The organism is Cognatiyoonia koreensis (assembly GCF_900109295.1).
Taxonomy (GTDB): Bacteria; Pseudomonadota; Alphaproteobacteria; order Rhodobacterales; family Rhodobacteraceae; genus Cognatiyoonia; species Cognatiyoonia koreensis.
The window spans coordinates 689,028-714,369 of sequence record NZ_FOIZ01000001.1 but is presented as its reverse complement, the minus strand read 5'-3'; the positions used below and the strand labels follow the sequence as shown (position 1 = coordinate 714,369).

27 protein-coding genes are annotated in these 25,342 nt (G+C 59.2%); 8 read left to right on the top strand and 19 right to left on the bottom strand.

Annotated features, from left to right (window positions below):
- The first annotated feature begins 101 nt into the window (after positions 1-101).
- From ccmI to BMY44_RS03515, 3 genes are read left to right on the top strand one after another with little or no spacing between them, the layout of a single operon-like run.
- Positions 102-1,298 carry a c-type cytochrome biogenesis protein CcmI gene (gene ccmI / locus BMY44_RS03525; RefSeq protein WP_089990344.1) on the top strand — a complete coding sequence of 399 codons (1,197 nt, stop codon included), beginning with the start codon at positions 102-104 and terminating at the stop codon, positions 1,296-1,298.
- On the top strand, positions 1,295-1,771 hold the full coding sequence (gene ruvX / locus BMY44_RS03520; protein WP_089990342.1) for a Holliday junction resolvase RuvX: 477 nt from the start codon (positions 1,295-1,297) through the stop codon (positions 1,769-1,771). The genes ccmI and ruvX overlap by 4 nt, the downstream gene beginning before the upstream one ends.
- Positions 1,768-1,998 carry a DUF1289 domain-containing protein gene (locus BMY44_RS03515; protein WP_089990339.1) on the top strand — a complete coding sequence of 77 codons (231 nt, stop codon included), beginning with the start codon at positions 1,768-1,770 and terminating at the stop codon, positions 1,996-1,998. The genes ruvX and BMY44_RS03515 overlap by 4 nt, the downstream gene beginning before the upstream one ends.
- Here the strand turns inward: BMY44_RS03515 and BMY44_RS03510 are convergent.
- Both BMY44_RS03510 and BMY44_RS03505 read right to left on the bottom strand, forming a co-directional pair.
- Entirely contained in the window at positions 1,995-3,077 is a 1,083-nt protein-coding gene (locus BMY44_RS03510) for an ABC transporter ATP-binding protein (protein WP_089990336.1), read from the bottom strand. The two genes, BMY44_RS03515 and BMY44_RS03510, sit on opposite strands and share 4 nt — an antisense overlap.
- A 69-nt stretch (positions 3,078-3,146) precedes the next feature.
- Positions 3,147-3,926, bottom strand: coding sequence for an SDR family oxidoreductase (locus BMY44_RS03505; protein WP_089990334.1), 780 nt, complete (start codon positions 3,924-3,926; stop codon positions 3,147-3,149).
- A 139-nt stretch (positions 3,927-4,065) separates the two neighbouring features.
- Between BMY44_RS03505 and BMY44_RS03500 the strand changes: the two genes are divergently transcribed.
- Positions 4,066-5,058 (top strand): Hint domain-containing protein, encoded by a 993-nt coding sequence (locus tag BMY44_RS03500; protein ID WP_089990331.1) that lies wholly within the window; start codon positions 4,066-4,068, stop codon positions 5,056-5,058.
- On the opposite strand, the gene BMY44_RS03495 is transcribed toward BMY44_RS03500, so the two are convergent.
- Both BMY44_RS03495 and BMY44_RS03490 read right to left on the bottom strand, forming a co-directional pair.
- Entirely contained in the window at positions 5,055-5,600 is a 546-nt protein-coding gene (locus tag BMY44_RS03495) for a hypothetical protein (RefSeq protein ID WP_131801570.1), read from the bottom strand. The two genes, BMY44_RS03500 and BMY44_RS03495, sit on opposite strands and share 4 nt — an antisense overlap.
- Before the next feature lie 40 nt (positions 5,601-5,640).
- A complete protein-coding gene (locus BMY44_RS03490; RefSeq protein ID WP_089990326.1) occupies positions 5,641-6,249 on the bottom strand; it encodes a hypothetical protein in 609 nt (202 codons plus the stop codon).
- A gap of 141 nt (positions 6,250-6,390) precedes the next feature.
- Between BMY44_RS03490 and BMY44_RS03485 the strand changes: the two genes are divergently transcribed.
- The 4 genes from BMY44_RS03485 to BMY44_RS03470 all read left to right on the top strand — a co-directional run bounded on the left by BMY44_RS03485 (position 6,391) and on the right by BMY44_RS03470 (position 10,782).
- Positions 6,391-7,986: a peptide chain release factor 3 gene (locus BMY44_RS03485; protein ID WP_089990323.1), complete on the top strand. Its 1,596-nt coding sequence runs from the start codon at positions 6,391-6,393 to the stop codon at positions 7,984-7,986.
- Between the two features lies 1 nt (position 7,987).
- The gene (locus tag BMY44_RS03480; protein WP_089990320.1) at positions 7,988-8,623 is read left to right on the top strand and encodes a hypothetical protein; all 636 of its coding nucleotides are present in this window, start codon (positions 7,988-7,990) and stop codon (positions 8,621-8,623) included.
- Positions 8,624-8,711: 88 nt separating this feature from the next.
- Positions 8,712-10,166 carry a DEAD/DEAH box helicase gene (locus BMY44_RS03475; RefSeq protein ID WP_089990318.1) on the top strand — a complete coding sequence of 485 codons (1,455 nt, stop codon included), beginning with the start codon at positions 8,712-8,714 and terminating at the stop codon, positions 10,164-10,166.
- The gene (locus BMY44_RS03470) at positions 10,147-10,782 is read left to right on the top strand and encodes a hypothetical protein (protein ID WP_131801569.1); all 636 of its coding nucleotides are present in this window, start codon (positions 10,147-10,149) and stop codon (positions 10,780-10,782) included. The genes BMY44_RS03475 and BMY44_RS03470 overlap by 20 nt, the downstream gene beginning before the upstream one ends.
- A 54-nt stretch (positions 10,783-10,836) precedes the next feature.
- Here BMY44_RS03470 and BMY44_RS03465 read toward each other — a convergent pair whose 3' ends face one another.
- Genes BMY44_RS03465 through nuoG form a run of 15 tightly spaced genes read right to left on the bottom strand, consistent with a single transcriptional unit; the run spans position 10,837 to position 25,281 of the window.
- On the bottom strand, positions 10,837-12,498 hold the full coding sequence (locus BMY44_RS03465) for a ribonuclease J (protein WP_089990312.1): 1,662 nt from the start codon (positions 12,496-12,498) through the stop codon (positions 10,837-10,839).
- Positions 12,495-13,268: a type III pantothenate kinase gene (locus tag BMY44_RS03460; protein WP_089990310.1), complete on the bottom strand. Its 774-nt coding sequence runs from the start codon at positions 13,266-13,268 to the stop codon at positions 12,495-12,497. The genes BMY44_RS03465 and BMY44_RS03460 overlap by 4 nt, the downstream gene beginning before the upstream one ends.
- Positions 13,269-13,273: 5 nt before the next feature.
- The gene (locus BMY44_RS03455) at positions 13,274-13,984 is read right to left on the bottom strand and encodes a biotin--[acetyl-CoA-carboxylase] ligase (protein WP_089990308.1); all 711 of its coding nucleotides are present in this window, start codon (positions 13,982-13,984) and stop codon (positions 13,274-13,276) included.
- Between the two features lie 43 nt (positions 13,985-14,027).
- Positions 14,028-15,464, bottom strand: a complete 1,437-nt coding sequence (gene nuoN, locus BMY44_RS03450; RefSeq protein WP_089990305.1) for an NADH-quinone oxidoreductase subunit NuoN — start codon at positions 15,462-15,464, stop codon at positions 14,028-14,030.
- 12 nt (positions 15,465-15,476) lie between these two features.
- The gene (locus BMY44_RS03445) at positions 15,477-17,018 is read right to left on the bottom strand and encodes an NADH-quinone oxidoreductase subunit M (RefSeq protein WP_089990303.1); all 1,542 of its coding nucleotides are present in this window, start codon (positions 17,016-17,018) and stop codon (positions 15,477-15,479) included.
- The gene (gene nuoL / locus BMY44_RS03440) at positions 17,018-19,135 is read right to left on the bottom strand and encodes an NADH-quinone oxidoreductase subunit L (protein WP_089990301.1); all 2,118 of its coding nucleotides are present in this window, start codon (positions 19,133-19,135) and stop codon (positions 17,018-17,020) included. Before nuoL ends, BMY44_RS03445 begins: the two co-directional genes overlap by 1 nt.
- 4 nt (positions 19,136-19,139) lie before the next feature.
- Positions 19,140-19,541 (bottom strand): hypothetical protein, encoded by a 402-nt coding sequence (locus BMY44_RS03435; protein WP_089990299.1) that lies wholly within the window; start codon positions 19,539-19,541, stop codon positions 19,140-19,142.
- 4 nt (positions 19,542-19,545) lie between these two features.
- On the bottom strand, positions 19,546-19,851 hold the full coding sequence (nuoK, locus tag BMY44_RS03430) for an NADH-quinone oxidoreductase subunit NuoK (protein WP_089990296.1): 306 nt from the start codon (positions 19,849-19,851) through the stop codon (positions 19,546-19,548).
- A gap of 2 nt (positions 19,852-19,853) precedes the next feature.
- The gene (locus tag BMY44_RS03425) at positions 19,854-20,459 is read right to left on the bottom strand and encodes an NADH-quinone oxidoreductase subunit J (protein ID WP_089990294.1); all 606 of its coding nucleotides are present in this window, start codon (positions 20,457-20,459) and stop codon (positions 19,854-19,856) included.
- Entirely contained in the window at positions 20,456-20,851 is a 396-nt protein-coding gene (locus tag BMY44_RS03420) for a carboxymuconolactone decarboxylase family protein (RefSeq protein WP_089990291.1), read from the bottom strand. The genes BMY44_RS03425 and BMY44_RS03420 overlap by 4 nt, the downstream gene beginning before the upstream one ends.
- On the bottom strand, positions 20,848-21,342 hold the full coding sequence (locus BMY44_RS03415) for a hypothetical protein (protein ID WP_089990288.1): 495 nt from the start codon (positions 21,340-21,342) through the stop codon (positions 20,848-20,850). The genes BMY44_RS03420 and BMY44_RS03415 overlap by 4 nt, the downstream gene beginning before the upstream one ends.
- Positions 21,339-21,824 carry an NADH-quinone oxidoreductase subunit NuoI gene (gene nuoI, locus BMY44_RS03410; RefSeq protein WP_089990286.1) on the bottom strand — a complete coding sequence of 162 codons (486 nt, stop codon included), beginning with the start codon at positions 21,822-21,824 and terminating at the stop codon, positions 21,339-21,341. Before nuoI ends, BMY44_RS03415 begins: the two co-directional genes overlap by 4 nt.
- 1 nt (position 21,825) lies before the next feature.
- On the bottom strand, positions 21,826-22,866 hold the full coding sequence (nuoH, locus tag BMY44_RS03405; RefSeq protein WP_089990283.1) for an NADH-quinone oxidoreductase subunit NuoH: 1,041 nt from the start codon (positions 22,864-22,866) through the stop codon (positions 21,826-21,828).
- Between the two features lie 9 nt (positions 22,867-22,875).
- The gene (locus BMY44_RS03400) at positions 22,876-23,259 is read right to left on the bottom strand and encodes a hypothetical protein (RefSeq protein WP_089990281.1); all 384 of its coding nucleotides are present in this window, start codon (positions 23,257-23,259) and stop codon (positions 22,876-22,878) included.
- A gap of 3 nt (positions 23,260-23,262) precedes the next feature.
- Entirely contained in the window at positions 23,263-25,281 is a 2,019-nt protein-coding gene (gene nuoG / locus BMY44_RS03395) for an NADH-quinone oxidoreductase subunit NuoG (protein WP_089990278.1), read from the bottom strand.
- Positions 25,282-25,342 lie beyond the last annotated feature (61 nt).

The following is a 25,342-nucleotide window of genomic DNA, read 5'->3' as shown; positions in this document are numbered from 1 at the left end:
GCGGTTTTGCGACATCCCCCCGCAGGACACCGATTTGTCAGGGGTTGGCTCTTTCCACTCTGGGCAGAGGTGATTAGTTAGACAGCAAAGAAAGGCCGCAGATGTTGTTCTGGATTACGTGTGTTGTGATGACGCTGCTTGTGGGCAGCTATGTCGCGCTGCCCCTGTTGCGCCAGCGTCGCGACACAGAACAGGCACCGGACGTTGCCATATACAAGGCGCAGCTGGCAGAAATCGACAAGGATGTCGCCCGCGACCTGCTGGAACCCGATGAAGCCGAACGCGCCCGTCTAGAAGTATCGCGCCGCCTGCTTGCGGCCAGCAAGGCCAGCCATGAGACAGGTCATGCTTCTGCCGGTACGAATAAATTTCTGGCGCTTGTGATTGTTGCCGGTCTTGGGGCGGTTGGAATCGGTGTCTATTGGGTCATCGGTGCCCCCGGCGAACCCGACCAGCCGCTGGCCCAGCGTCATGCCATCGCCGCCGAAATGCGCGAGAACCGCCCGAGCCAGACCGAGCTTGCCGCCGCCGCGCCGGAACCGCCGCAGGTCGAGGCCTCTGATGCGTATCTGGAAAGCATTGCCCAGTTGCGCGCTATCGTCCCGACCCGCCCCGATGATCTGCAGGGCTGGGAATTGCTTGCCTTTCACGAAACCCAGTTGCGCAACTACAGCGCCGCCGTCGCCGCCCAAGAACGTGTGATCGCCCTGCGTGGTGACGATCTGGCGGTCGCCGATCTTATTCTGCTGACCGATCTCATGGTTGCCGCCGCTGACGGGATCGTTTCACCCGAAGCCGAAGTCATCGCCCGCCAGATTGTTGATCTGGACCCGGGCAGCGTGGCGGGGCGCTATTACATCGGGTCGATGCACAACCAGAATGCCCGCCCCGATATCGCCTTTCGTCTGTGGCGTCCGCTGGTCGAAAGCGGCGAGGACAGTTTTCATATCGCCCTTGCCCGCGCCCAGATCGAAAATGCGGCCGCGCGTGCGGGTGTGGATTACACCGCCCCTGCCAGCGTTGGCCCCGATCTGGCCCAGATCGCCGCAGCCGAGGATATGACCGAGGAAGAGCGGCAAGCGATGGTTGGCAACATGGTCGCGGGGCTTGCGGACCGGCTGGCGACCCAAGGCGGACCGCCGAGCGACTGGGCCCGCCTGATCACCGCTTACGGTGTGCTGGGCGACACCGAAAACGCCGGTCTGATCTGGCTGGAGGCGCAGCAGGTCTTTGGCAGTAATGAAGAGGCAATGGACGTCCTGCGCGCCGCGGCTGTCAGCGCAGGCGTCGCAGAATGATTTGCAACGATCCCGCCAGTTTTGCGCAGGCGATCCCGCCGTTTGGCGCATTGGCAGGGCTTGACCTTGGTACTGTCACCATCGGTGTCGCTGTGTCCGACGGGATGCGCAGTGTCGCGACCCCGCTTGAAACCATCAAACGCAAGAAATTCGGGCTTGATGCCGCACGCTTGCTGGAAATTTGCAAAGGGCGCGACATCAAGGGTCTGGTTCTGGGCCTGCCCATGAACATGGACGGCTCGGAAGGGCCGCGCTGCCAATCCACCCGCGCCTTTGCCCGCAATCTTGAAAAGCTGACGGACCTGCCGATCACCTTTTGGGACGAACGTCTGTCCACTGTCGCCGCCGAACGCGCCCTGTTGGAGGCGGATACGTCTCGAAAGCGTCGCGCAGAGGTTATCGACCACGTCGCGGCAGGCTATATCTTGCAGGGCCTGCTGGATCGACTGGCACATATGGGGAAGACGGCGTGACGGACAACGTTTGGAAACGGGACGAAATCGAAAGTCCTTGCGTGAAAATCTGCGTGATCCATCCGCAGTCGCGACTTTGCACCGGTTGTCTGCGCACGATTGACGAAATCGGGGCGTGGTCGCGCATGACACCCGAAACCCGTCAGGCCATCATGGCAGAACTGCCGACCCGTCAGGGCCAGTTGACCAAGCGACGCGGCGGTCGTGCTGCCCGTCTGGCCCCCTAGGCACCACCTGCGGGAAAGACAAAACAGCGATCGCGCCGGATCATCAGCCACAGCGGCGTGCCCGGTTTGGGCAGGAATACTGACGGCACCTGTGTCTTGAGCGTCGAGCCGTCGAAATCCATGACGAATTCCACAAGGCTTTCGGACCCCATGAAGCGCGCGCGTTTGACCACGCCGCGTGCTGGCGTGCCGTCGGCCGGTGTGGGCAGGGGCCCGCGACCACCGCGATCAAAATCGATCTTGAGGTGTTGCGGGCGGATGCAGATATCCACCTGTGTTCCGTCAGGCACGCCGGGGGCAAGGAATTGTCCGAACGGCGTTTCCGTCAGCGCGCCTTCAACTGTGCCCTTGATCACGTTGATATCGCTGAAGAATTGCGCGGCCTTCAAATCGACGGGTGTATTGTAGATATTGTATGGTGCCCCGCGCTGCACAATCCGCCCGGCCCGCATCAAGGCGATTTCATCAGCCATGCGCATCGCTTCTGCCGGTTCGTGGGTGACCAATAGAACCGCTGCGCCCGCGTCTTTGAGCACTTCGAGCGTTTCGTCGCGGATGTCGTCGCGCAGCCGGTCATCAAGGCCCGAAAACGGTTCATCCATAAGCATGACCTTGGGTTTCGGCGCCAAGGCCCGCGCCAGTGCGACCCGCTGCTGTTCGCCACCCGAAAGTTCATGCGGATAGCGGTCGATGTGGCGCAGCATGCCGACGCGTTTCAGCAGGTTTTCCACCTGCCCGCGCATGTCAGCCTTGCGTCCCTTCAGCCCGAAAGCCACGTTTGCCGCCACGTCGAGGTGCGGAAACAGCGCGAAGTCTTGGAACATTAACCCAATGGAGCGATCTTCCGGCGGGATCATCGTGGTCTGGTCACACACCATCACGCCGTCGACGTGGATTTCACCGCTGTCGGGCCGTTCGACACCGGCAACCGCGCGCAGCGTCGTCGATTTTCCACAACCGGACGGGCCAAGCAGGCAGGTCACCTGCCCCGGCATCACCGAAAGGCTGACGTCATTGACGACCTGACGACCGTCAAAGGACTTGCTCAGGTGCGAAATGGTAAGACGTGGCGTGGTCACGCTGGCGATTCCGACAAAAACGATAAGTTATCGGTGACCTAGCAACTCCGTCCCCGCGAAACAAGCATTCTAGATCGTCGCATTGATCGCGCCGCCGTCCAGAACGATGTTCTGCCCGACGATGAAACCGGCATGCTGCGAGCACAGGAATGCGCACATCGCACCGAATTCGGACGTGGTGCCGTAGCGGCGGGCGGGGATCGTGGCTTCGCGCTGTGCCTGCGCCTTGTCCATGCTGATGCCTTGCGCCTTGCTGACGCCGCTATCGAGGCTGGTGGCGCGGTCGGTGGCATGAATGCCCGGCAGCATGTTGTTGATCGTTACACCATACGGCGCGACCTGCCGCGACGTGCCCGCAACATAGCCGGTCAGTCCCGCGCGTGCCGAATTGGACAGGCCAAGCTGCATCACCGGTGCTTTGACCGAACTGGAGGTGATGTTGACCACCCGTCCCCATTTGCGGTCGATCATGCCTGGCAACAGCGCTTTCATCAGTGCAATCGGTGCCAGCATGTTCGCATCCAGAGCTGCAATGAAATCATCGCGGTCCCAGTCTGACCACAGGCCCGGTGGCGGGCCGCCGGCGTTGTTCACCAGAATGTCGACCTCTTTGGCCGCGCTTAGCAGTTCAGCGCGTCCGGCCTCTGTCGCGACATCTGCAGCCACCGTCACCACATCGACGCCGAAAGCATCACGAATATCGGCGGCTGCCTGTTCCAGCGTTTCGGCGTTGCGCCCGTTCATCACAAGGTTCACCCCTGCTTCTGCCAGTGCCGCAGCGCAGCCGCGCCCCAGTCCTTTTGACGAAGCGCAGACAAGTGCCGATTTTCCTTTGATCCCCAGATCCATGATTTGCATCCTTCACATTCTATTTTGTCTTCACAGGTATCATGGTTGGATCGCGTGGCAAGGTATCTTGACCATACTGGTCGTTGACCCCTTTGCTGCCCACCCATAAACATGTCCAAAGCGTAAGTTGCGAGTTTTCATGCCTGACCCGTCCCCTTCACAGACCGTTGCCGTCTATGCCGCCCGCGCGTTTCGCGTCACGGACGGCGTTGCAGAAGGCGAAGGAATCTCTTTCGCGGACGAACTTGTGCTGGACGACGTCTATCAATTGTCCAACGAAGCGGCGCGCCTGCCACTGACCCTGAGTGCGACCGAAAAATCAGGTGGATTTGTCGTCTCGGACGCCAGTGCAACCGGACTGGCCGGCAATCAGGTCGTACTGGATTGTTGCCTGACCTTGATGGCCCCCGACAGCACCACATACGAGGCCCTTGTTTTGGTAGAGGTCGTTTCGGGCGGGGTCGAGGCCGTTTATCTGTTGCCTTTGGCGACCCTGCGCCCCCTGACCGATTACCGGCTGGTCGGTGTTGACAGGCACGCCGCGACGACACGGTTTGCCGAGGTTGCCTGCGTGTCCTTTACGCGTGGCACGCATATCACCCTCGCATCCGGTCGCCAGATCCCGATCGAGGAAATGAAGGTCGGTGATCGTGTCCTGACCCGCGATGATGGCCCGCAGGCTGTGCGCTGGATCGGGCAGACGACCTTGCGTGCCGTGGGTGATTTCGCACCCGTCGTGATCAAGAAGGGTGCGCTGCACAACGAACATGATCTGGTCGTCAGCCCAGACCACCGCATTTTCGTTTACCAGCGGCAGGACCGTTTGGGTGCCGGGCGCAATGAAGTGCTGATCAAGGTCCGCCACCTGATCAACGGCGAAAGCGTTTATCAGCGTGATGGTGGTTTCGTGGACTATTTCCAGCTGTTGTTCGACGATCACCAGATCATTTACGCAGAAGGGATCGCCGCGGAATCGTTGTTGATCGACCCGCGCACCCGTGATGCCTTGCCCACGAATGCGACGAAATCCGGCCGCCATGCCCATCGCCGCCATCTGGATTACGAGGTGCAGGAGCAGTTGTTGGCCCAGCCCGACGCGGTCGAACTGTTGCGCAAGGCGTCATCAAGCTAATCCGTGGCGGCCGAGAATGTGCCGTTGAAGATATCGGTGCCAAGCGGGCCGATCGTGTCGCCAAACACCTGCCCCCGCAGTGTTTCGGCGTTCTGCCCGTTGAAATCCCCCAGCAGCGTGCCCGTGATTACCATATTCCGAAACGCATCACCGCTGAGCGTGCCGCTGATCCCCGCTTCGAGTGTGTAATCGGAGGCGACATTCGTTTTGCGGTCGATCACCCCGTCCGTGACGGCGAGTCGTCCGCGCATATTAGTCCCGCCGCCGTCGGTGAACCCGCTGGCCTGCCCGGTCACTTGCGTTGCGGCTGCGTCGAAATCCACATCAAGGCCGAGGTTTCCGGTGTAGGGTGCGCGCCCGTCTGCTGTCGGGAGGTTGACCGTCAAAAAACCGTTGTAGCGCGCAAAACCGCTGACCGGCAGTTCGCCGGGATCCGTTATGCCACCGCCGCCGCCCGCGCCAAGCTGATTGCCCGAACCCCCACCGCCGCCACCGCAGGCCGCAAGCGGGACAAGGACGAGAAGTGCAAACCAGCGCATCATGACAGAAACGATCCCATGATCGCACTCGATCACAGCGAGGTTAATCAGCCGTTAATGTTTTCTGCTCTGCAACGATATCGACACGGAACGGCATTTCGACCCCATTCACCAGCGCCGTATCGGACCCGTCCGAGCGCCCTTCCATCGTGCGCACTGGTGTGCCTTGAAAATCGCCCCGGATTGTCCCGCCGCTGACGATCCGGTCGCCGTTGCCCCGCAACGTCCCGGAATATCCGGCCGACCAGTCATTCGGTCGGTCCACGCCGATGCGACCATCACCCACACGCAACTGCCCACGGTATTCGGCCAGATCATTGGACCCGTCCACACCGAAAAGCCGGTCAATCTGCCCGTCAATGCCACCCGTGGCGTAGTCGACGGTGAGGCTGACGTCACCGGCAAGCCGCGTGCGTGCATTGTCAGGCCCAAAGCGTACGGCGGCGGCACCGTCGAATCTTGCCTGACCCTGTGTCGGCATCGCGTCCCATGCACTGTTGGGGACGTCACTGTTACGGTCGCGCAAAGCGGCATAGGCATCGGTGCGTGAACTGAGGTTGCGTGCCTCTGACGGGGTGACGATATCGCCACCGAGACATCCGCCAAGCGCAAGCAACGCAGTACTACACATAATCTGACGTACGATCCGCATCACTTTCGACCCCGCGCAACACATCCATTGCAGCAGTGTTAGGTCAAAAGGGTGATCATTCGGTTAGCGAGGACCAGCGATTGCGATGATGACACACCGTCGCGGATTGCCCTTTCCGCGCAACGCAATTACAGCAGCGTCATGACAAATCGCCCACAGCTTCCCCCTGAAATCGCCCGCCGCCGGACGTTTGCGATCATTTCGCATCCGGACGCTGGCAAGACCACGTTGACTGAAAAATTCCTGTTGTATGGTGGTGCGATCCAGATGGCCGGACAGGTCCGCGCCAAAGGCGAAGCACGGCGCACGCGGTCCGATTTCATGCAGATGGAAAAGGATCGTGGCATTTCGGTCAGCGCATCCGCGATGTCATTTGATTTTGATAAGTACCGGTTCAATCTGGTGGACACGCCCGGTCACTCTGACTTTTCCGAGGACACCTATCGCACCCTAACGGCGGTCGATGCTGCTGTCATGGTGATCGACGGGGCCAAAGGTGTGGAAAGCCAGACGCAGAAACTGTTCGAGGTCTGCCGCCTGCGCGATCTGCCGATCCTGACCTTTTGTAACAAGATGGACCGCGAAAGCCGCGATACATTTGAAATCATCGACGAAATTCAGGAAAACCTCGCGATTGACGTCACCCCCGCCGCCTGGCCGATCGGTGTCGGGCGTGAATTCATGGGCACATATGACATTCTGCGTGACCGGCTGGAGCTGATGGACCGTGCTGATCGCAACAAGGTCGCCGAAAGCATCAAGATCAGCGGCCTTGATGATCCGAAACTTGCAGAACATGTGCCGGCCCACCTGCTTGAGAAATTCCTTGAAGAAATCGAGATGGCGAAAGAGCTGCTGCCGAAGCTTGACCCTGAAAGCGTGCTGAACGGGTCCATGACTCCGATCTGGTTCGGCTCTGCGATCAATTCCTTTGGTGTCAAGGAACTGATGGACGGCATCGCCACTTACGGGCCTGAACCGCAGGTCCAATCCGCTTCACCGCGCAATGTGGCCCCCGAAGAACCCAAAGTCGCCGGTTTTGTTTTCAAGGTGCAGGCCAACATGGACCCGAAGCACCGCGACCGTGTCGCCTTTGTCCGCCTTGCGTCGGGACATTTCGAGCGTGGCATGAAGCTGACCCATGTGCGCACCAAGAAAATCATGGCTGTCACAAATCCTGTGATGTTCCTGGCCGCCGACCGCGAATTGGCCGAGGAAGCCTATGCTGGGGATATTCTGGGGATCCCAAACCACGGCCAGTTGCGCATCGGCGACACACTGACCGAGGGCGAGGCGATCCGAGTCACCGGCATCCCGTCATTCGCACCGGAATTGCTGCAGACCTGCCGCGCGGGCGATCCGATGAAGGCAAAGCATCTGGAAAAGGCCCTGATGCAATTCGCTGAAGAAGGGGCTGCAAAGGTATTCAAGCCGACATTCGGATCCGGCTTTATCGTCGGCGTTGTCGGGGCCTTGCAGTTCGAAGTGCTCGCCAGCCGGATTGAGATGGAATATGGCCTTCCCGTTCGTTTTGAAGGCTCGCAGTTTACATCGGCCCGCTGGGTTCACGGCCCCAAGGACGCGGTCGAGAAATTCGCAGACGCCAACAAGCAGCACATCGCAGAGGACAACGACGGCGACGTCGTCTATCTGACCCGCCTGCAGTGGGACATCGACCGGGTCGAGCGGGACTATCCCGACATCAAGCTGTCAGCGACGAAAGAAATGATGGTGTAGGATGCCCCTTCAGAACCGCGTTCTGCCAACGGGAGACATCGTCGCGACCCCTGCGCGCGGCACCGTTCTGGGAAACCGCGGTATTCTGCATGACGCGACCCGCACGCTCGAGTCCCGCCGCTGGCAGCATCAGAACTGGGTTTGCTGTGTCCTCTCATTCAAGGGCCGCCGCCGCGAAGTCATGGCCCCGCGCCGCTATACGGAGCTGTTTTTCCTCGATGAAGCCGTCGCCTTTGCTGCCGGTCATCGTCCGTGCGGCGAATGTCGTCGGGCCGCTTATCATGCTTACCTCGATGGTTGGCAGGCCGCCTTTGGGGATCGTCCCGCCCCGCGTGTAATGGACAAGGCGCTGCATCGGGCGCGGGTGAACCGTGATCGCAGTCAGGTCCGTTTCGAGGCCCTGTCCGACAGCCTGCCGGACGGTGTTTTCATTCTTTGGGATGGTCTGCCGCATCTGGTGCATGGTGCCGCGCTTTACCGTTTTGGTCCTGCCGGATATGCGCCGTCTGTCCGGCGCCCACCCTGCACGATGGTCACCGTTCTGACCCCTGCACCCACTGTGGCCGTCTTGCAGACCGGGTACGCCATCGGCGTCCATCCGTCAGCGACCATTGACGTTTCGCCTCCAAAGGCCTAAGTCGCCTTCAGTCGACGCCCTGCAATCCGGCCGGGCGGGCCGCGCAATATGAGCGGCCAAGAAGCCGCACCATATTGAAAGGGCGAACTTGACCAAATTCACTGATATGAACCTCGACAAGAAGGTTCTCAAAGCCATCGAAGAGACTGGCTATGACACCCCGACCCCGATTCAGGCCGGTGCGATCCCGCCCGCCCTTGAAGGCAAGGACGTTCTGGGGATTGCGCAGACCGGCACGGGGAAGACCGCCGCTTTTACGCTGCCCATGATCACCATGCTGAAACGTGGCCGTGCCAAGGCGCGGATGCCCCGCTCACTGGTGCTGGCCCCGACCCGCGAGCTTGCCGCACAGGTCGCCGAGAACTTTGACCAGTATGCGAAATACACCAAGCTGACCAAGGCGCTGCTGATCGGTGGCACGTCCTTCAAGGATCAGGACAAGCTGATCGACAAGGGCGTGGACGTGCTGATCGCGACGCCGGGCCGCCTGCTGGACCACCTTGAACGCGGCAAGCTGATCCTGACCGACGTGAAGATCATGGTCGTGGACGAAGCCGACCGCATGCTGGACATGGGTTTCATTCCTGACATTGAAGAAATCTTCAAACGCACGCCATTTACCCGTCAGACCCTGTTCTTTTCCGCCACGATGGCACCAGAGATTGAGCGGATCACCAACACTTTCCTGTCCGCGCCAGCAAAGGTGGAAGTGGCCCGTGCCGCGACGACCAATACGAACATCAAGCAAGGCGTCGTGATGTTCAAGGGATCGAACAAGATGCGCGCCGATTCAGAAAAGCGTGCCTTGCTCCGCGCCCTGATCGATGCCGAAGGCGACGCCTGTTCCAACGCCATCATCTTTTGCAACCGCAAGTCGGACGTGGATATCGTTGCCAAATCCCTGAACAAGCACGGTTATGACGCGGCCCCGATCCACGGTGATCTGGACCAGTCGCACCGCACCCGCACCCTTGACGGGTTTCGTGACAACAAGCTGCGCTTTCTTGTGGCATCCGACGTGGCCGCGCGCGGTCTGGACATTCCTGCCGTCACGCACGTCTTCAACTTTGACGTGCCTTCGCATGCCGAGGATTACGTTCACCGCATCGGCCGTACCGGCCGTGCTGGCAGGTCCGGCGTTGCGATCATGATCTGCAATCCGCGCGACGAGAAGAACCTTGCCGATGTCGAACGGCTGGTGAAGCAGGAAATCCCGCGTCTGGAAAACCCGCTGGCCAAAGGCGGCACCCCTGCCCCGCAAGCCGAGAGCACGACGGAAGAAAAGCCCAAGCGCACCCGCACGCGCCGCAAAAAGGACGACGCCCCCAAGGTGGAAGAGGCCCCTAAGGTCGAAGCCCAAGCCGAGGTCGCACCTGAGCCAAGGAAGGCACCTGAACGCAAGTCGCGTGACGACCAGCCGCAGGCTGACCGCAAGCGGCAGAACGATCGCGGCAGACGTCAGGAAAAGAACACTGTTGTCGGTCTTGGGGATGATGTCCCCACGTTCATTGCAATGAGCTTTGATGAGCGTGGCAAGAACTAGATGTCTTGGGTTGATTGCTGGCCTGTTTTGGGCCAGCCCAGCACTGGCTGACGATTGCACCGTCCGCGTGAACGCGATGGACGTCGCGATCAATGCCGAAGCTTTTGACGCTGGCGCGCGCACCATCCCCGAAACCGTTCTGGCATGGCCCAAGCAGGGCATTTCGCGCCTGCGCGGACGGCTTCCCACCTGTCCCGGCGACCTGACGCTTGAATTCATGGCCGGTCTTGAAGGCCTGCCCGATACCGATGGCTATTGTCTGGCGGAGGGCAGTGAAGAGGTCGGTCTGCTGCTGGTTCCCGGAGAGCGGAACTTTCGTGGGCAATGCGCCACGTCCGTTTGCCAGAAGGTCACCGGCACAGCGGATGAGATGGTGGATATGACGGGCATGTTGGCGTCTTTTGTCTATGCGCCCGAAGACAACCCGAACGTCAGCACATTGACACACGCTTCAGGCGCGCTGATGATGACGGCCACGCGCGAATACGTGCGCCAGTCGCTGGCTGGCGGTTCGACGACGACGCTTGGCACCTTGCTTGGATCCACCACGTTCCTGACAGCGGCAGCCGTAACTGTCGTGGGTGTGGGCGGCGGTGTCTACCTTTGTTCAGACTGATCCGGTTAACGGATTGTCGCTGAAGGGCAAGCAGCTTTCGCCGAAGTTTCAATCCTAACTCAACCGGCTCACGATCACCGTCACTTCCGGCTTCTTTCCGATTTCCGCGACGGCCGACTTGCGCGTGATTGTCCGCAGTTCTTTTTCGAGCTTTTCATCATCCCGCAATGTCTTGGCGTTGGCGCGGTTTACGAACTGGCTGAGGTCTTGTTCGAGCACATCGACAAGGGCGGCATTGCTGTTCCCTGTCTCGGCCAGACCGGCCAGTTCGACCCATGGGTCGCCCAGCGGTTCGTCGTTTTCATCGATCACAAGTGTCACCACCACATGACCGTTCAGTGCCATACGGATGCGGTCGCGCACGATCCCGTCAAGCGCGCCGACCATAACGGACCCGTCCAGATAGGTCCGACCCGTTTCAATGTATTCCGCAACGCGTGGCGCGTTGCCTGAAAGGTCGATCATCATGCCGTTCACCGCCACGATGCCCGATAGCCCGTTCTTGTTGGCGACCTTCACGTGTTCGCGCAGGTGCCGGTGTTCACCGTGCATCGGGATCAGCGTTTGCGGTTTCACGATGGCATGGAAGGCTTCGAGGTCGGGCCGGTTTGCGTGGCCTGACACATGGTAACGCCCGCCGGCATCGTCGATCACATCCACGCCCATTTCGGAAAACTGGTTCATGATGCGGATCACGCCGCGTTCGTTTCCGGGGATCGTCTTGGAGGAGAACAGGAATGTGTCGCCCTCTTGCAAGGTGATGCCCAGGTATTTGCCGTTGGCCAGTTGCGCCGAGGCTGCGCGCCGTTCGCCTTGTGATCCGGTGACCAGCAGCAGCAGGTTTTCACGCGGGATATTGGGCACGTCTTCGGGGCTGACCGTGCTTGGGAAATCCTTCAGGATGCCCGTTTCTGTCGCCGCTTCGACCATGCGCCGCATGGCCCGCCCCAGAAGGCAGACGGACCGGCCCGCAGCCTTGGCGGCGTCCGCCAGCGTTTTCAAGCGTGCGATGTTGGATGCGAAGGTCGTCGCCACCACCATGCTCGGTGCGTCGCGCATCAGGCCTGTGACCTCGTCCATGATCGAGGCTTCGGAGCGGCCTGCCGTGGGTGAGAAGATGTTCGTGCTGTCGCAGATCAGCGCCTTGACGCCATCTTTGGACACTTCTGCCCAAAGCTCTTCGTTGAAAGGGTCACCGACGACGGGCGTGTGGTCGATCTTGAAGTCGCCCGAGTGGATCAGACGACCTTCGGGGGTGTCGATCACGAGGCCCGCGCTTTCAGGGATGGAGTGGCTGATCGGTACGAAGGAGACCTTGAACGGGCCGCACTCCACAACGTCTGGATAAGCCTCGACCACGCGTACGACGCTTTCGGGGTGGCCGTATTCATCAAGTTTGCGCCGGGCGATATTGGCTGTAAACTTCCGGGCATAGACGGGCGCGCCCAGCTGTTCCCAGTAGTGCCCGATCGCCCCGACGTGGTCTTCGTGGGCGTGCGTGATGAAGATGCCGTCAATCATCGCGCGGCGTTCTTTCAGCCAGGCGATATCGGGCAGGATCAGGTCCACGCCGGGCGATGTGTCCATATCAGGGAACGTGACCCCCAGATCGACAACGATCAGCCGTTCTGCGTCTTTTGGCCCATATCCGTAGACATAAGCGTTCATCCCGATTTCGCCGGCACCCCCGAGGGGCAAGTAGATCAGTCGACTCATGAAAGTCCTTTGTTGTAGGCGTGGATCACGGTCAGTCCGTGGATCGTGAGGTCATCTTCGAACGCGTCAAATAGCGCTTCGGCTTGTTGGAACAAGGGGGCCAGACCGCCGGTCGATATGACCTTCATATCCCGCCCGCGTTCGGCCTTGATGCGTGCGCATATCTCACGCACGAGACCGATGTAACCCCAAAAGACCCCTGACTGCATGCAGGCAACCGTATTGGTCCCGACGACCTGTTGCGGCTTGGTGATATCGACATGCGGCAAGGCGGCGGCTGCGTTGTGCAATGCCTCTAACGACAGGTTCACGCCCGGCGCGATGACACCGCCCACGTAGGCCCCGTCATCATCGACCACGTCAAATGTCGTCGCTGTTCCGAAATCCACGACGATGAGGTTGCCACCGTGCCGGTCAAACGCCCCTGCCGCATTCACAAGCCTGTCTGGACCGACCTGCGTGCCTTCGTCCACGCGCGGATTGGCAGGCAAGGCGCATTCCGGCTTGCCCACGACGATGGGCCGCGCGTTGAAGTAGCGATCCGCAAAGACTCGCAGGTTGAACACCACGCGTGGCACGGTCGAGCTGATGATCACCTCGTCGATGTCCACGTGGATCTTTTGAAAGTGCATGAGTGTGGAGAGCCAGACATAGTACTGGTCCGCCGTACGTTGCCATTCCGTGCTTGTCCGCCAGTGGGCGATAAAGCTTTTACCATCCCAGATCGAGAACACCGTGTTTGTGTTTCCACAGTCGATAGCAAGCAACATGATGTTCAGTCCCTGAAATAGATGTCCGCTGCCGCGATGTGGCGCGGGCCTTTGGCCGTAATCAGCACAAGGTTTCCGTCTTTGTCGATGGTGTCAAATATGCCCTGGATAACCTCGGTTCCCTGGATCGCAGTTATGTTTTCGCCGATCCGGGCCGCGTTCTTGAGCCAGTCCGTGCGAATCCGGTCAAATCCGAGGTGCCCGAGTTTCGCCTCTTGCGTGGCAAACGCATCCGCAAGTGTGATGAGGAATTCTTCGGGCGAGACTGGTTCCCCCCCTTCACCCGCAAGTGACACAGGAGGGAATTCGTTTTCGACGTTTGTTGGTGCGTACGCCAGGTTGACACCGATTCCGACAGACAGCCAGTCTATGAACGGCCCCTTGCCGCTGCTTTCCAACAGAATTCCGGCCACCTTCCCCCCGTGCAGCAACACGTCGTTTGGCCATTTCAGCGACAGCGCGCGCCGGTCGATATACATCGACAAGGCTTCGTGAAGCGCATTGGCCGCAATGAAAGATCGCTGTGCTGCGACCTGCGGTGTGCAAAGTGGTTTGAAGATCAGCGTCGCAGAGAAGTTACCCTTGGGCTGTTCCCACACCCGCCCGCGTCGCCCGCGCGCTGCGGTCTGGTGGCGCGCAATAATCCATGTCGGGGCGTCGAGCGTTGGCGCAAGTCGCGCGGCCTCTGACATCGTGCTGTCGACGGTGTCGCGCATGATGCAGCGGTGGCCTTCCGGCCATCGCTTGCGGTGTTCGGGGTTAATTGACAAGCGTCGCGGCGGCCGATGCGATTGCCGGTTCGATGCCGAACAAATTGAAGACACCCAGCACCAGCACAGCGGTCGCGCCCATCAGGAACGTCCAGAGAATCGGAGAGCCGTTTGTTTCGAGCCGATCCTCTGTTTCGCCGAAATACATGAAGTAGACGATCCGGATATAATAGAAGGCCCCGATCACCGACGCGATCACACCCGCAACCGCAAGCCAGCCGAGACCTGCGTCATAAGCCGCCTGCAGCACGCCAAGTTTGCCGAAGAACCCAAGGAACGGCGGCACACCGGCAAGCGAGAACATCAGGATCAGCACGGCCACTGCGCGCAGCGGTTCTTCGCGGGAATACATTTTCAGCGCATGGATATCCGTCACCGGCCGCCCGTCTTTTTCCATTGTCAGGATGAACGCGAAGATACCGATGTTCATGGTGATATAGATCGCCATGTAGATCAGCATCGCCTGCACGCCCAGTGCCGTGCCTGCCGCCAGCCCCATCAGGGCAAACCCCATGTGCGCGATCGAGGAATACGCCATCAGCCGTTTGATGTCGCGTTGCCCGATGGCGGCAATTGCCCCAAGGAACATTGATACCACGGACAGGAACGCCACGATCTGTTGCCAGTCCCCGACAATGCCACCGAAGGCGTCATGTACGACGCGGGCGAACAGTGCCATCGCCGCCATTTTCGGCGCAGTCGCAAAGAAGGCCGTGACCGGCGTGGGCGAGCCTTCGTAGACATCGGGTGTCCACATGTGGAACGGTGCAGCAGAGACCTTGAACGCGAAACCTGCCAGCAGGAACACGATGCCAAACAGCATTCCAAGCGACACGCCATCCGCAGTCGCGGCGATGATGCCAGAGAACAGCGTTGTCCCTGCAAAGCCGTAGACCAGCGAGGCCCCATAAAGCAGCAAACCCGAAGAGAGCGCGCCAAGTACGAAATACTTCAGACCGGCCTCTGTCGATTTGAGGCTGTCACGGCGCAAGGATGCCACGACATAAAGCGAGAGCGATTGCAGTTCGAGCCCCATGTAAAGCGCCATCAGATCGCCTGCGGAGACCATGACCATCATGCCGACCACGGCCAGTGCGACGAGCAGCGGGTACTCGAACCGCAGGAGGCCGCGACGCTGCATGTATCCTTCGCTCATCAACAGGACGGCGGCCGCAGAGACGAGGATCACGATCTTTGTGAACCGCGCGAATGCGTCTTCGATGAACATCCCACCGAACGCCGTTGTTGTTCCGGCCCCGTTGATCCCGATCCAGACTGCAACCAGCAGGAAAATGCCGGATGTGGCCCATGTCAGAAGCGATGCCGCATCGTCCTTTGTCGTATAGACAGCACCGATCAGTGCCGCCATCGCATAGACCGACAGCAGGATTTCCGGCAGGACGGTTTGTAAATCAGCAGAGATCATCAATCCCGCTCCTTAATTCGCAGCAAGTTGTGTGGACGCCTCGAAGGCGGCGGTGGCTGTGTCATATTGGCCGATCAACGCGCCGACGGACGGCCCGATGATATCGGTCACAAGGCTTGGATAGACGCCCAGAAGCAGTGTCATTGTCACGAGTGGTGCAAAGATCGCCCGTTCGCGGCGCGTCATGTCTTTTATCGTCTTCAGGCTTTCCTTGATCAGATCACCCATGACCACCCGGCGATAAAGCCAGAGTGCATAGGCCGCCGACAGGATCACCCCCGTTGTCGCGATTGCTGCGACCCAAGTGTTCACCTGGAAGATCCCGACCAGCACGAGGAATTCCCCGATGAACCCGGATGTTCCCGGCAGGCCGACATTCGCCATCGTGAAGAACATGAAGATCAGTGCATAGGCCGGCATCCGGTTGACCAGACCGCCATAGGCGTCGATTTCGCGCGTGTGCATCCGGTCATAGATCACACCAACACACAGGAAGAGCGCGCCGGAAATAAAACCGTGAGAGATCATCTGGAAGATCGCGCCGTCAATCCCCTGCTGGTTCACAGCAAAGATCCCCATTGTCACGTAACCCATGTGCGCGACGGAGGAATAGGCGATCAGCTTTTTCATGTCTTGCTGCACCAGTGCGACCAGCGAAGTGTAGACAATCGCAATCGCCGAGAGCCACAGGACCAGCGGGCCCATTACCTCTGACCCGATGGGGAACATCGGCAGGCTGAACCGCAAGAAGCCGTAGCCGCCCATTTTCAGCAGGATCGCCGCCAGCACTACCGACCCCGCCGTCGGGGCCTGCACGTGCGCGTCAGGCAGCCATGTATGCACCGGCCACATCGGCATTTTCACCGCGAAGGACGCGAAGAATGCGATCCACATCAGCGTTTGTGCGCCACCGAGGATCTGCACGCCCAACAGGCTGAACGTTTCGGACCCGAAGGTGTGCGCCATCAGTGTCGGGATGTCGGTCGTGCCGGCATCCACGTACATCGCAACCATTGCCACCAGCATCAGGACAGAGCCGAGGAAGGTGTAGAGGAAGAATTTGAAGGAGGCATAGATCCGGTCTTTGCCGCCCCAGATGCCAATGATCAGGAACATCGGTATCAGCCCTGCCTCGAAGAAGAGGTAGAACAGGATCAGGTCGAGCGCCATGAACACGCCGAGCATCAGCGTTTCCAGGATCAGGAACGCAATCATGTATTCCTTGACCCGGCTTTTCACATCCCAGCAAGACGCGATGACCAGCGGCATCAGGAAGGTCGTCAGCATCACGAACAGGATCGAAATCCCGTCAACGCCCATCTTGTAATTCAGGCCCATCAGCCATGCGCGTTCTTCCACCATCTGGAAGCCCGTGTCAGCCGGGTTGAAGCCAAAGAGGATGAACAGCGAGACGACAAATGTAGCCACCGTTGTGGCCAGCGCCACCCACTTCGCGTTGCGCTGTGCTGCAACATCGTCACCACGCAGGAACAGCGCCAGGATCAGCGCGCCCAGCAGCGGGATGAATGTGGTGAGGGAAAGAAGGTTGCCCATTAGTTGGCTCCTCCGAACAGCGTGATCCAGGTCAGGATCACAACGATCCCCATGACCATCGCGAAGGCGTAAGTGAAGACATAACCGGACTGTGCGCGGCCTGCGAGGCGGGTGAAGAATGGAATGATCCCCATGGCCAGCCCGTTGATACCCCCGTCGATCGTGCCTTGATCGCCGCGCTTCCACAGGAAGTTGCCGATGGCGACGGCCGGTTTGACGAAAAGGAAATCGTACAGCTCATCAAAGTACCATTTGTTCAGCAGGAAGTTGTAAAGCGGGCGCTGCTGCTGCGCGAGTTGTGCAGGCAGATGCGGGCTGCGGATGTAGAAGATATAGGCAGTGAAGAACCCGATCAGCATCGCGATAAACGGCGAGACCTTGACCCATGTGGGCACCAGATGCGCTTCGTGCAGGACGTGGTTGTCAGGGTGCTTGAAGATCGCGCCCTTGCCCGGCGTTTCGGGCCAGGCTGCGGAGCCATGGTCGTCACCGTCGGCGGTTTCCTCACCAGCGGCATAGGCGGGTGCGATCAGGTAGAAGGCATTCGCATGGTCTTCGGCTGATACCTCGGATTTGTCGAGGACACCAAAAAACTTGCCGACGCTTTCGTCCGATCCAAAGAAAGGCTTGTAAAAGAACATCCCCGAAAAGACCGCGCCGATGGCCAGCACATAAAGCGGGGCCAGCATCGTCGTCGGGCTTTCGTGCGCATGTTCATGCGTGTGCTTGTCGCCACGCGGTGTGCCGTAGAACGTCAGGAACATAAGCCGCCAGCTGTAGAAGCTGGTGAAAAGCGCCGCGATCAGCAGCATCCAGAACGCGTAGCCGCCTGCCGTGCCAGCATAGGCGCTTTCGATGATCGCATCTTTGGAAACAAAACCGGCAAAGCCGACAGGGAAGCCGATGTAGAGCAGTGGAATACCCACACCGGTAATTGCCAGCGTGCCGATCATCATCATCCAGAACGTCTTGGGCATCTTGTCTTTCAGCCCGCCATAGTTCCGCATGTCCTGTTCGTGGTGCATCCCGTGGATGACGGACCCTGCTCCAAGGAACAGCATCGCCTTGAAGAACGCGTGTGTCAGAAGGTGGAACATCGCGACAGAGTAAACGCCAAGACCAGCGGCGACGAACATGTAACCAAGCTGCGAACAGGTTGAATAGGCGATGACACGTTTGATGTCATTCTGTACCAGACCGACGGTCGCGGCGAAGAACGCTGTTGTTGCACCAAGGAAGACGATGAAGGCCGTCGCAGCAGGTGCGTATTCCATCAGCGGCGACATGCGGCAGACAAGGAAGACACCGGCTGTCACCATGGTCGCGGCATGGATCAGGGCAGACACTGGTGTCGGGCCTTCCATCGCGTCGGGCAGCCATGTGTGCAGGAAAAGCTGCGCCGATTTACCCATCGCACCGACAAACAAAAGGAATGCGATGACGTTTGCCGCGTTCCAGTCAGTCCACAGGAAGGTCATCTGGGTTTGCGCCAACTCTGGCGCGACGGCGAAGATATCATCGAACTTGATGCTGTCTGTCAGGTAGAACAGCGCAAAGATGCCAAGCGCAAAGCCGAAGTCACCCACGCGGTTGACCACGAAAGCCTTGATCGCAGCCGCGTTGGCTGAAGGCTTTTTGTAGTAGAATCCGATCAGCAGATAGGATGCGACGCCCACGCCTTCCCAGCCAAAGAACATCTGCACGAGGTTGTCGGCAGTCACCAGCATCAACATCGCGAAGGTGAAGAAGGACAGGTAGGCAAAGAAGCGGGCCTTGTAATGCTCGCCCTCTTTGAAATTCTCGTCATGGGCCATGTAGCCGAAGGAGTAGAGGTGCACGAGCGCCGAAACCGTGGTGATGACGATCAGCATCGTCGCCGTCAGACGGTCCATGCGGATCGCCCAATCGGTGGACAGACTGCCGGACTCAATCCAGCGCAGGATCTGGATGTTTTCGGTTGTGCCGTCAAAGGTCAGGAAAACGATCCACGACAGGAAGGCGGCGAGGAACAACAGGCTGGTGGCGGTCCACTGCGCAGCGGTCTCACCAATGAACTTCCAACCGAAGCCTGCAATCAATGCACCGACCAAGGGGGCGAAGAGGATGATGGTTTCCATGGTACTAGTTATCCTTGGCCATACAGCGCAGCAAATCAGGCGAAAGATACCCGATTTCAGTGTTAAATTTGTCTTGGTCGAAAGCAGCCGCGACGTCCAAAAGATTAAACGTATCTGGGCTGGCGATCATTGTTTGAAGTTGACCAACAACGCCAAACAATGATCCGTTTTCTCGTGCGCGAATGGTAAGACCGCGTCTTTGCTCCGGAAATCCAAGAACAACTGAACTGCCATTTCGTGACGTCTCTACAAGACTGATCTCGTTGGAGTCAGCACCTTGAAACCGGATTTCGGTCCCATCTCGGAGCGTACAATCCGCCGGTGGCGGTGGGAGAACCAGCGCTGACGCCGCCGATGCGGTCAGGCAAAACGCGACACCGATAAGATATGATGCGAAACGCCACATATCCCTACCCCTTCATCACATTGACGTCTTCAACATCAATGGTCCCGCGGTTGCGGAAGAAACAGACAAGGATCGCAAGGCCAATTGCGGCCTCGGCGGCGGCGACGGTCAGAACGAACAGGGTGAAGACCTGCCCGACCAGATCGTCGAGATAGCTTGAGAAAGCGACAAAGTTGATATTCACCGCCAGCAGCATCAATTCGATGCTCATCAGCAGGATGATTACGTTCTTGCGGTTCAGGAACAGCCCGAAGATGCCAATGACAAACAGGGCCGCGGCCACTGTGAGGTAGTGTTCAAGTCCGATCATGATTACAATCCCTGCCCCGGTTTGACGTCTTTCAGCTCCATCGCGACCGCCGGGTCGCGGTGCATTTGGGCGATGACGTTCTGGCGTTTGATGTCCACGCGGTGGCGCAGTGTCAGCACAATTGCCCCGATCATTGCGACCAGCAGGATCAGGCCGGACAGCTGGAACAGCATGAAATACTTGTCGTAAAGCAGCATCCCGAGGGCGGCGGTGTTATCCAGATCGCCTTGCGGTGCAGCGATGCGGGTTTCGACCCCTTCGGAATATCCCCAGACACCAAAGGCCATCGCCATCTGCATCAACATGATCACACCGATCAACAAACCCAGCGGGAGGTATTTCGACATTTCTGCCTTCAGCTCGGCGAAATCGACGTCGAGCATCATCACCACAAAGAGGAAGAGCACGGCAACCGCGCCCACGTAGACGATCACCAGCAGCATCGCGACAAATTCCGCCCCGAGTGTGACGAAGAGGCCCGCAGCCGACAGGAACGCGAGGATCAGCCATAGTACCGAATGCACCGGGTTCCGGCTTAGCACGGTCATCAGACCGCCCAGCACCGTCGAAACGGCAAAAACGTAGAAAGTGAAAGCGAAGACAGTCATGCCTCGTCCCCTTTGTCCAATACTTCGGTGGCGAGTTCCATCGCCTTTGTCATCGCTGGCACCCCGCCGAACATCGCGGCCTGCGCGATAGTTTCAGCGATCTCCTGCTTGGTTGCCCCCGCCTCGACAGCGTGGCGCACCGTCAGGCGCACCTGTGCCTCTGCCTGTGCGCCCATGATCGTCAGGCCCATCAGTGTCAACAGCAGACGCGTCTTCGCATCAAGCCCTTCGGGGTTCAGCCCCTTGCCCATGAAGGCTTCCATCATGTCCTTGGGCATGGTCGGCATCATCGCCTCCCACGCTTTGGGCGTGAAGGTTTCCATTGCAGGGTTCATTTGCTTGGCCCAGTCCTGGCCCATTTTCATCATGGCTTCGAAGGGGTTATCGGTCATGCGGGACAGCTCCCCTCGCGTTCGATCATGGTGGATACAACAAGAACGCGATCGTTCGTGGTTTCCCGATAGCCTATGCCTACGAAGGCCTCGGTACCTTCGAAGTCGAGTGTGATTTTTGTCGGTTCTTTGGTCGCAGATCGCCATGCAATCCGTGCTTCTTCTTTCACGACGTAGTGCAGGTTCTGAATGACATTCGGCAGATGCGTGTGCCATACGATGAATGACGCGGCGCACACACACTTTTCATCACGCGCGAAAAGCTCAAGGTTTGGGCCATCGGAAAACAGCGTGACGCCGATCGACTGGCTGCGCTGCTGCATAAGCCGGTGGGTGTCGTTGAACGAAGGCGCTGAATCAAGGCAATTTTCTGCAAAGAAGCGCAGTGCGCCCATACCTGCCCTGTCCGCCGTCAGCTCTTGGCCAGTGGCAGGTGATGCAAATAATCCGCACACGGCCAAGCCGCACATATGATGTGCAATCGACTTCATCTGTACGGCGCATCCATTTCGAGGTTACGGGCGATTTCGGCTTCCCAGCGGTCGCCGTTTTCCAGAAGCTTGTACTTGTCGTAATACAGCTCTTCGCGTGTTTCGGTGCTGAACTCGAAATTCGGGCCTTCGACAATGGCATCGACCGGACAGGCTTCCTGGCAGAAACCGCAGTAGATACATTTGGTCATGTCGATGTCATAGCGCGTCGTACGGCGTGATCCGTCATCGCGGGGTTCTGCGTCGATAGTGATCGCTTGTGCCGGGCAGACGGCTTCGCAGAGCTTGCAGGCGATGCAGCGTTCTTCGCCGTTCGGATAGCGGCGCAGCGCGTGCTCACCACGAAAACGCGGGGACAGAGGCCCCTTTTCGTGCGGGTAGTTCAGCGTAGCCTTGGGCGAAAAGAAATACTTCATGGTCAGCCCAAAGGCTTTCCAGAAGTCCATCAACAGGAAGTATTTCGTGGCGCGGTTATAGTCCATCTTAACCTCCCATGACCAAGTAGCGCGCCCAGATGGCACCGCCGACTTCGAATTTCGTCAGGAACGCGACCAGAACGACCCAGCCGAGCGAGAGCGGCAGGAAGACCTTCCAGCCGATCCGCATCAACTGGTCGTAGCGGTAGCGCGGTGTGATTGCCTTCACCATGGCGAACATGAAGAAAACGAGGCCCATTTTTATGACCATCCAGAAGATGCCATCGGGCAAGAACGGAATGGGCGACAGCCAGCCGCCAAGGAACAGTAGCGAGACGAGCGCGCACATCAGCACCACGGCCATCAGTTCGCCGATCATGAACAGCAGGAACGGCGTCGAGGAATATTCCACCTGATAGCCTGCCACCAATTCGGATTCCGCTTCTGGCAGATCGAATGGCGGGCGGTTCGTTTCGGCCAGTGCCGAGATGAAGAACAGAAACAGCATCGGGAAGTGCGCGACCCAGTACCAGCTAAAGAGCCCGGCCCCGTCCTGCGCCTTGACGATGTCTGTCAGGTTCATGGATCCGGTGGACATGATGATGCCGATTATGATCAGGCCTAACGACACCTCGTAAGAGATCATCTGCGCTGCCGAGCGGAGCGATCCAAGGAACGGGTACTTTGAGTTCGACGCCCAACCGCCCATAATCACACCATAAACTTCGAGTGAGCCTACAGCGAAGATGAACAGGATCGCGACGTTGATATCCGCCAGAACCCAGCCGTCGTTGAACGGGATGACCGACCACGCAATAACGGCGAGGACGAACGTGATCATCGGCGCGAGGAAGAAGACAGCCTTGTCCGCACCGGCGGGCACGACGATTTCCTTGACGATGTATTTCAGGAAGTCTGCAAACGACTGCAACAAACCGAAAGCACCGACGACGTTTGGCCCCTTGCGCATCTGCACCGCAGCCCAGACCTTGCGGTCGGCATACATCAGGAAGGCCAGCGCCACGAGTACCGGGATCAGAACCAGCAAGCACTGACCCAGGATCACGAGCACGATCCCAAGGTTCGTATTGGTGAAAAACTCTACCATTGTTGTTCCTTACACCGTCGGGATGCCGGAGACGCCGCAGTTTGCGACCGTCACTTCAGCGTCGATTGTGCGTGACCCGCGCGGCAGGTCAGGCGAAATTGTATAGATGGCATCGGCCACGAAGGCCCCGCCGTTGCGATCAACGGTTGTGCGCACGTGCCGTGCGAACCCGAAACCGCGGATCAATGTGTACTGCGCTGCTGCGCATTCTGCGTATTCGATCGCGTCCTCGCGCGTTGCATTCCCCGACGCGCTCACGATGAAGTTGACGAGATCGCCTTCGAGCAGATTTGTCTGCACACCTTCATAGATCACGGCGTTCTCCAGCCCTGACGGAACAGTCGTACCAGCGCAGGCCGCAAGGGCCAGCATGGGAAGAAGGGCGGCGCGCATGTCTCACTCTGCCGCCATCGGGGTCGCCGCACGCGCCTTGGCGTTCGCCGAGAGTTCGGCCATCAGCTGGCTTGCACGGGCAATCGGGTTCGTGAGGTAGAAATCGCTAAGCGCATAGCGGAAGTCGGCCTTGCCCATCTTCTTGGCTTTCAGCGGCGTCCATTCGTTTTCAGCAACATCATCGATGTTACCAAGATGTGGGTGCTTGCCGATGAGCGCCGTGCGCAACTGTGCAAGGCTGTTGTAGGGCAGTGTCGCGTCGAGCTCTGCGGACAGGGCCCGCAAGATCGCCCAGTTTTCCTTGGCCTGACCGGGTGCAAAGCTGGCCCGCATCGCAAGTTGCGGCCGCCCTTCGGTGTTCACGAACAGCCCGTTTTCTTCGGTATAGGCCGCCGCCGGGAGGATGATATCGGCGCGATGCGCACCGCGATCACCGTGGCTGCCCTGATAGATCACGAAAGGTCCGGATGGGACATCGCCCTCTTCAGATCCGAGGTTGTATACGACATCTGCTCCGTTAAGCGCGGCAGTCAGGCCACCCTCTGTCACGGCGTTCACGTCCATTGCACCAACGCGCCCTGCGGCGGTGTGCAGGATCAAAAGGCCGGATTGTGTACTTTCGGCCAATGCCATGGCTTTGGCCAGCACGGCCTCGCCATCCTCGCGCGCCAAAGCGCCCTGCCCCAAAATGATCAGCGACGGCCCGTCGGTGTCTGGATCAAAGCCGCTCTCGGACAGGGATTCCAGCGCAGCCGGGCCTGTGCCGACGTGATTATAGTCGTAGGTCAGATCCACGGGATCGCCGACAAGACCCACCGTCGCGCCGTGCGTCCATGCCTTGCGGATACGCGCATTCAGAACCGGCGCTTCAATCCGGGGATTGGTCCCGATCAACAGGATTGCGCGCGCGCTGTCGATGTCTTCGATAGAGGCCGTGCCGACATAGCCCGACCGGTTCCCCGCTGGCAGCTTTGCACCGTCTGTGCGGCATTCGACGTTCCCGCCCTGCCCTTCGATCAGTTCTTTCAGTGCATAGGCTGCTTCGGCCGGGGCCAGATCGCCGACAAGTCCGGCGATCTTCTTGCCCTTCATCGCCGCAGCCGCGGCAGAGAGCGCTTCTGGCCACGTCGCTTTGCGCAGTTTGCCGTTTTCACGGATATAAGGTGTATCCAGGCGCTGACGACGCAGGCCGTCGAAGACAAAGCGGGTCTTGTCGGAAATCCATTCTTCGTTCGTGCCGTCGTGGTTGCGCGGCAGGATTCGCATCACTTCGCGGCCCTTTGTGTCCACGCGGATCGAAGCACCCATCGCGTCCATCACGTCGATGCTTTCCGTTTTTGTCAGTTCCCACGGGCGGGCAGTGAACGCATATGGTTTAGAAACAAGCGCGCCGACCGGGCAGAGGTCGATGATGTTGCCCTGCAAGTTCGAGTCGAGCGTTTCGCCAAGATAGCTGGTGATTTCCGCATCTTCACCGCGGCCCGTCTGACCCATCTGGTGAATGCCCGCGACTTCGGTCGTGAAGCGTACGCAACGGGTGCAAGAGATGCAGCGCGTCATGTGGGTTTCGACAAGTGGCCCGAGATCAAGATCCTCAGTCGCGCGTTTGGGTTCGCGGAAACGGGAAAAATCGACGCCATAGGCCATCGCCTGATCCTGAAGGTCGCATTCGCCGCCCTGATCGCAGATCGGGCAATCAAGCGGGTGGTTGATCAGCAGGAATTCCATCACGCCTTCGCGGGCCTTCTTGACCATCGGGCTGTTCGTCTTGACGACGGGCGGCTGGCCTTCAGGGCCAGGGCGTAGATCGCGGACCTGCATCGCGCAGGACGCGGCAGGCTTGGGTGGACCGCCCACAACCTCGACCAGACACATGCGGCAGTTGCCGGCAATGGACAGGCGTTCGTGATAGCAGAAACGGGGGATTTCGACCCCAGCCTGTTCACAGGCTTGGATCAGGGTCATTGCCCCATCTACTTCAATCTCATTACCATCAATAATGACTTTGCGAAGATCGGACATGGCGCGCCTTTTATTCCCTATGAGGCGGACCTGGCTAGGGGTTGCCTCGCTCAGAGGCGTT

Excerpts from the sequence above, each read along its gene's own strand:
- BMY44_RS03455 (WP_089990308.1), bottom strand. The coding sequence starts at position 13,984 with ATGCGCGACACCGTCGACAGCACGATGTCAGAGGCCGCGCGACTTGCG.
- nuoI (WP_089990286.1), bottom strand. The coding sequence starts at position 21,824 with ATGGACTATAACCGCGCCACGAAATACTTCCTGTTGATGGACTTCTGG.
- ccmI (WP_089990344.1), top strand. The coding sequence starts at position 102 with ATGTTGTTCTGGATTACGTGTGTTGTGATGACGCTGCTTGTGGGCAGC.
- BMY44_RS03470 (WP_131801569.1), top strand. The coding sequence starts at position 10,147 with ATGAGCGTGGCAAGAACTAGATGTCTTGGGTTGATTGCTGGCCTGTTT.
- nuoN (WP_089990305.1), bottom strand. The coding sequence starts at position 15,464 with ATGATCTCTGCTGATTTACAAACCGTCCTGCCGGAAATCCTGCTGTCG.
- nuoG (WP_089990278.1), bottom strand. The coding sequence starts at position 25,281 with ATGTCCGATCTTCGCAAAGTCATTATTGATGGTAATGAGATTGAAGTA.
- nuoL (WP_089990301.1), bottom strand. The coding sequence starts at position 19,135 with ATGGAAACCATCATCCTCTTCGCCCCCTTGGTCGGTGCATTGATTGCA.
- BMY44_RS03415 (WP_089990288.1), bottom strand. The coding sequence starts at position 21,342 with ATGAAGTCGATTGCACATCATATGTGCGGCTTGGCCGTGTGCGGATTA.
- nuoH (WP_089990283.1), bottom strand. The coding sequence starts at position 22,866 with ATGGTAGAGTTTTTCACCAATACGAACCTTGGGATCGTGCTCGTGATC.
- BMY44_RS03480 (WP_089990320.1), top strand. The coding sequence starts at position 7,988 with ATGCCCCTTCAGAACCGCGTTCTGCCAACGGGAGACATCGTCGCGACC.
- ruvX (WP_089990342.1), top strand. The coding sequence starts at position 1,295 with ATGATTTGCAACGATCCCGCCAGTTTTGCGCAGGCGATCCCGCCGTTT.
- BMY44_RS03495 (WP_131801570.1), bottom strand. The coding sequence starts at position 5,600 with ATGATGCGCTGGTTTGCACTTCTCGTCCTTGTCCCGCTTGCGGCCTGC.
- BMY44_RS03400 (WP_089990281.1), bottom strand. The coding sequence starts at position 23,259 with ATGCGCGCCGCCCTTCTTCCCATGCTGGCCCTTGCGGCCTGCGCTGGT.
- BMY44_RS03500 (WP_089990331.1), top strand. The coding sequence starts at position 4,066 with ATGCCTGACCCGTCCCCTTCACAGACCGTTGCCGTCTATGCCGCCCGC.
- BMY44_RS03490 (WP_089990326.1), bottom strand. The coding sequence starts at position 6,249 with ATGCGGATCGTACGTCAGATTATGTGTAGTACTGCGTTGCTTGCGCTT.
- BMY44_RS03420 (WP_089990291.1), bottom strand. The coding sequence starts at position 20,851 with ATGACCGATAACCCCTTCGAAGCCATGATGAAAATGGGCCAGGACTGG.
- BMY44_RS03460 (WP_089990310.1), bottom strand. The coding sequence starts at position 13,268 with ATGTTGCTTGCTATCGACTGTGGAAACACAAACACGGTGTTCTCGATC.
- BMY44_RS03445 (WP_089990303.1), bottom strand. The coding sequence starts at position 17,018 with ATGGGCAACCTTCTTTCCCTCACCACATTCATCCCGCTGCTGGGCGCG.
- BMY44_RS03465 (WP_089990312.1), bottom strand. The coding sequence starts at position 12,498 with ATGAGTCGACTGATCTACTTGCCCCTCGGGGGTGCCGGCGAAATCGGG.
- BMY44_RS03505 (WP_089990334.1), bottom strand. The coding sequence starts at position 3,926 with ATGGATCTGGGGATCAAAGGAAAATCGGCACTTGTCTGCGCTTCGTCA.
- BMY44_RS03425 (WP_089990294.1), bottom strand. The coding sequence starts at position 20,459 with ATGACTGTCTTCGCTTTCACTTTCTACGTTTTTGCCGTTTCGACGGTG.
- nuoK (WP_089990296.1), bottom strand. The coding sequence starts at position 19,851 with ATGATCGGACTTGAACACTACCTCACAGTGGCCGCGGCCCTGTTTGTC.
- BMY44_RS03435 (WP_089990299.1), bottom strand. The coding sequence starts at position 19,541 with ATGTGGCGTTTCGCATCATATCTTATCGGTGTCGCGTTTTGCCTGACC.
- BMY44_RS03485 (WP_089990323.1), top strand. The coding sequence starts at position 6,391 with ATGACAAATCGCCCACAGCTTCCCCCTGAAATCGCCCGCCGCCGGACG.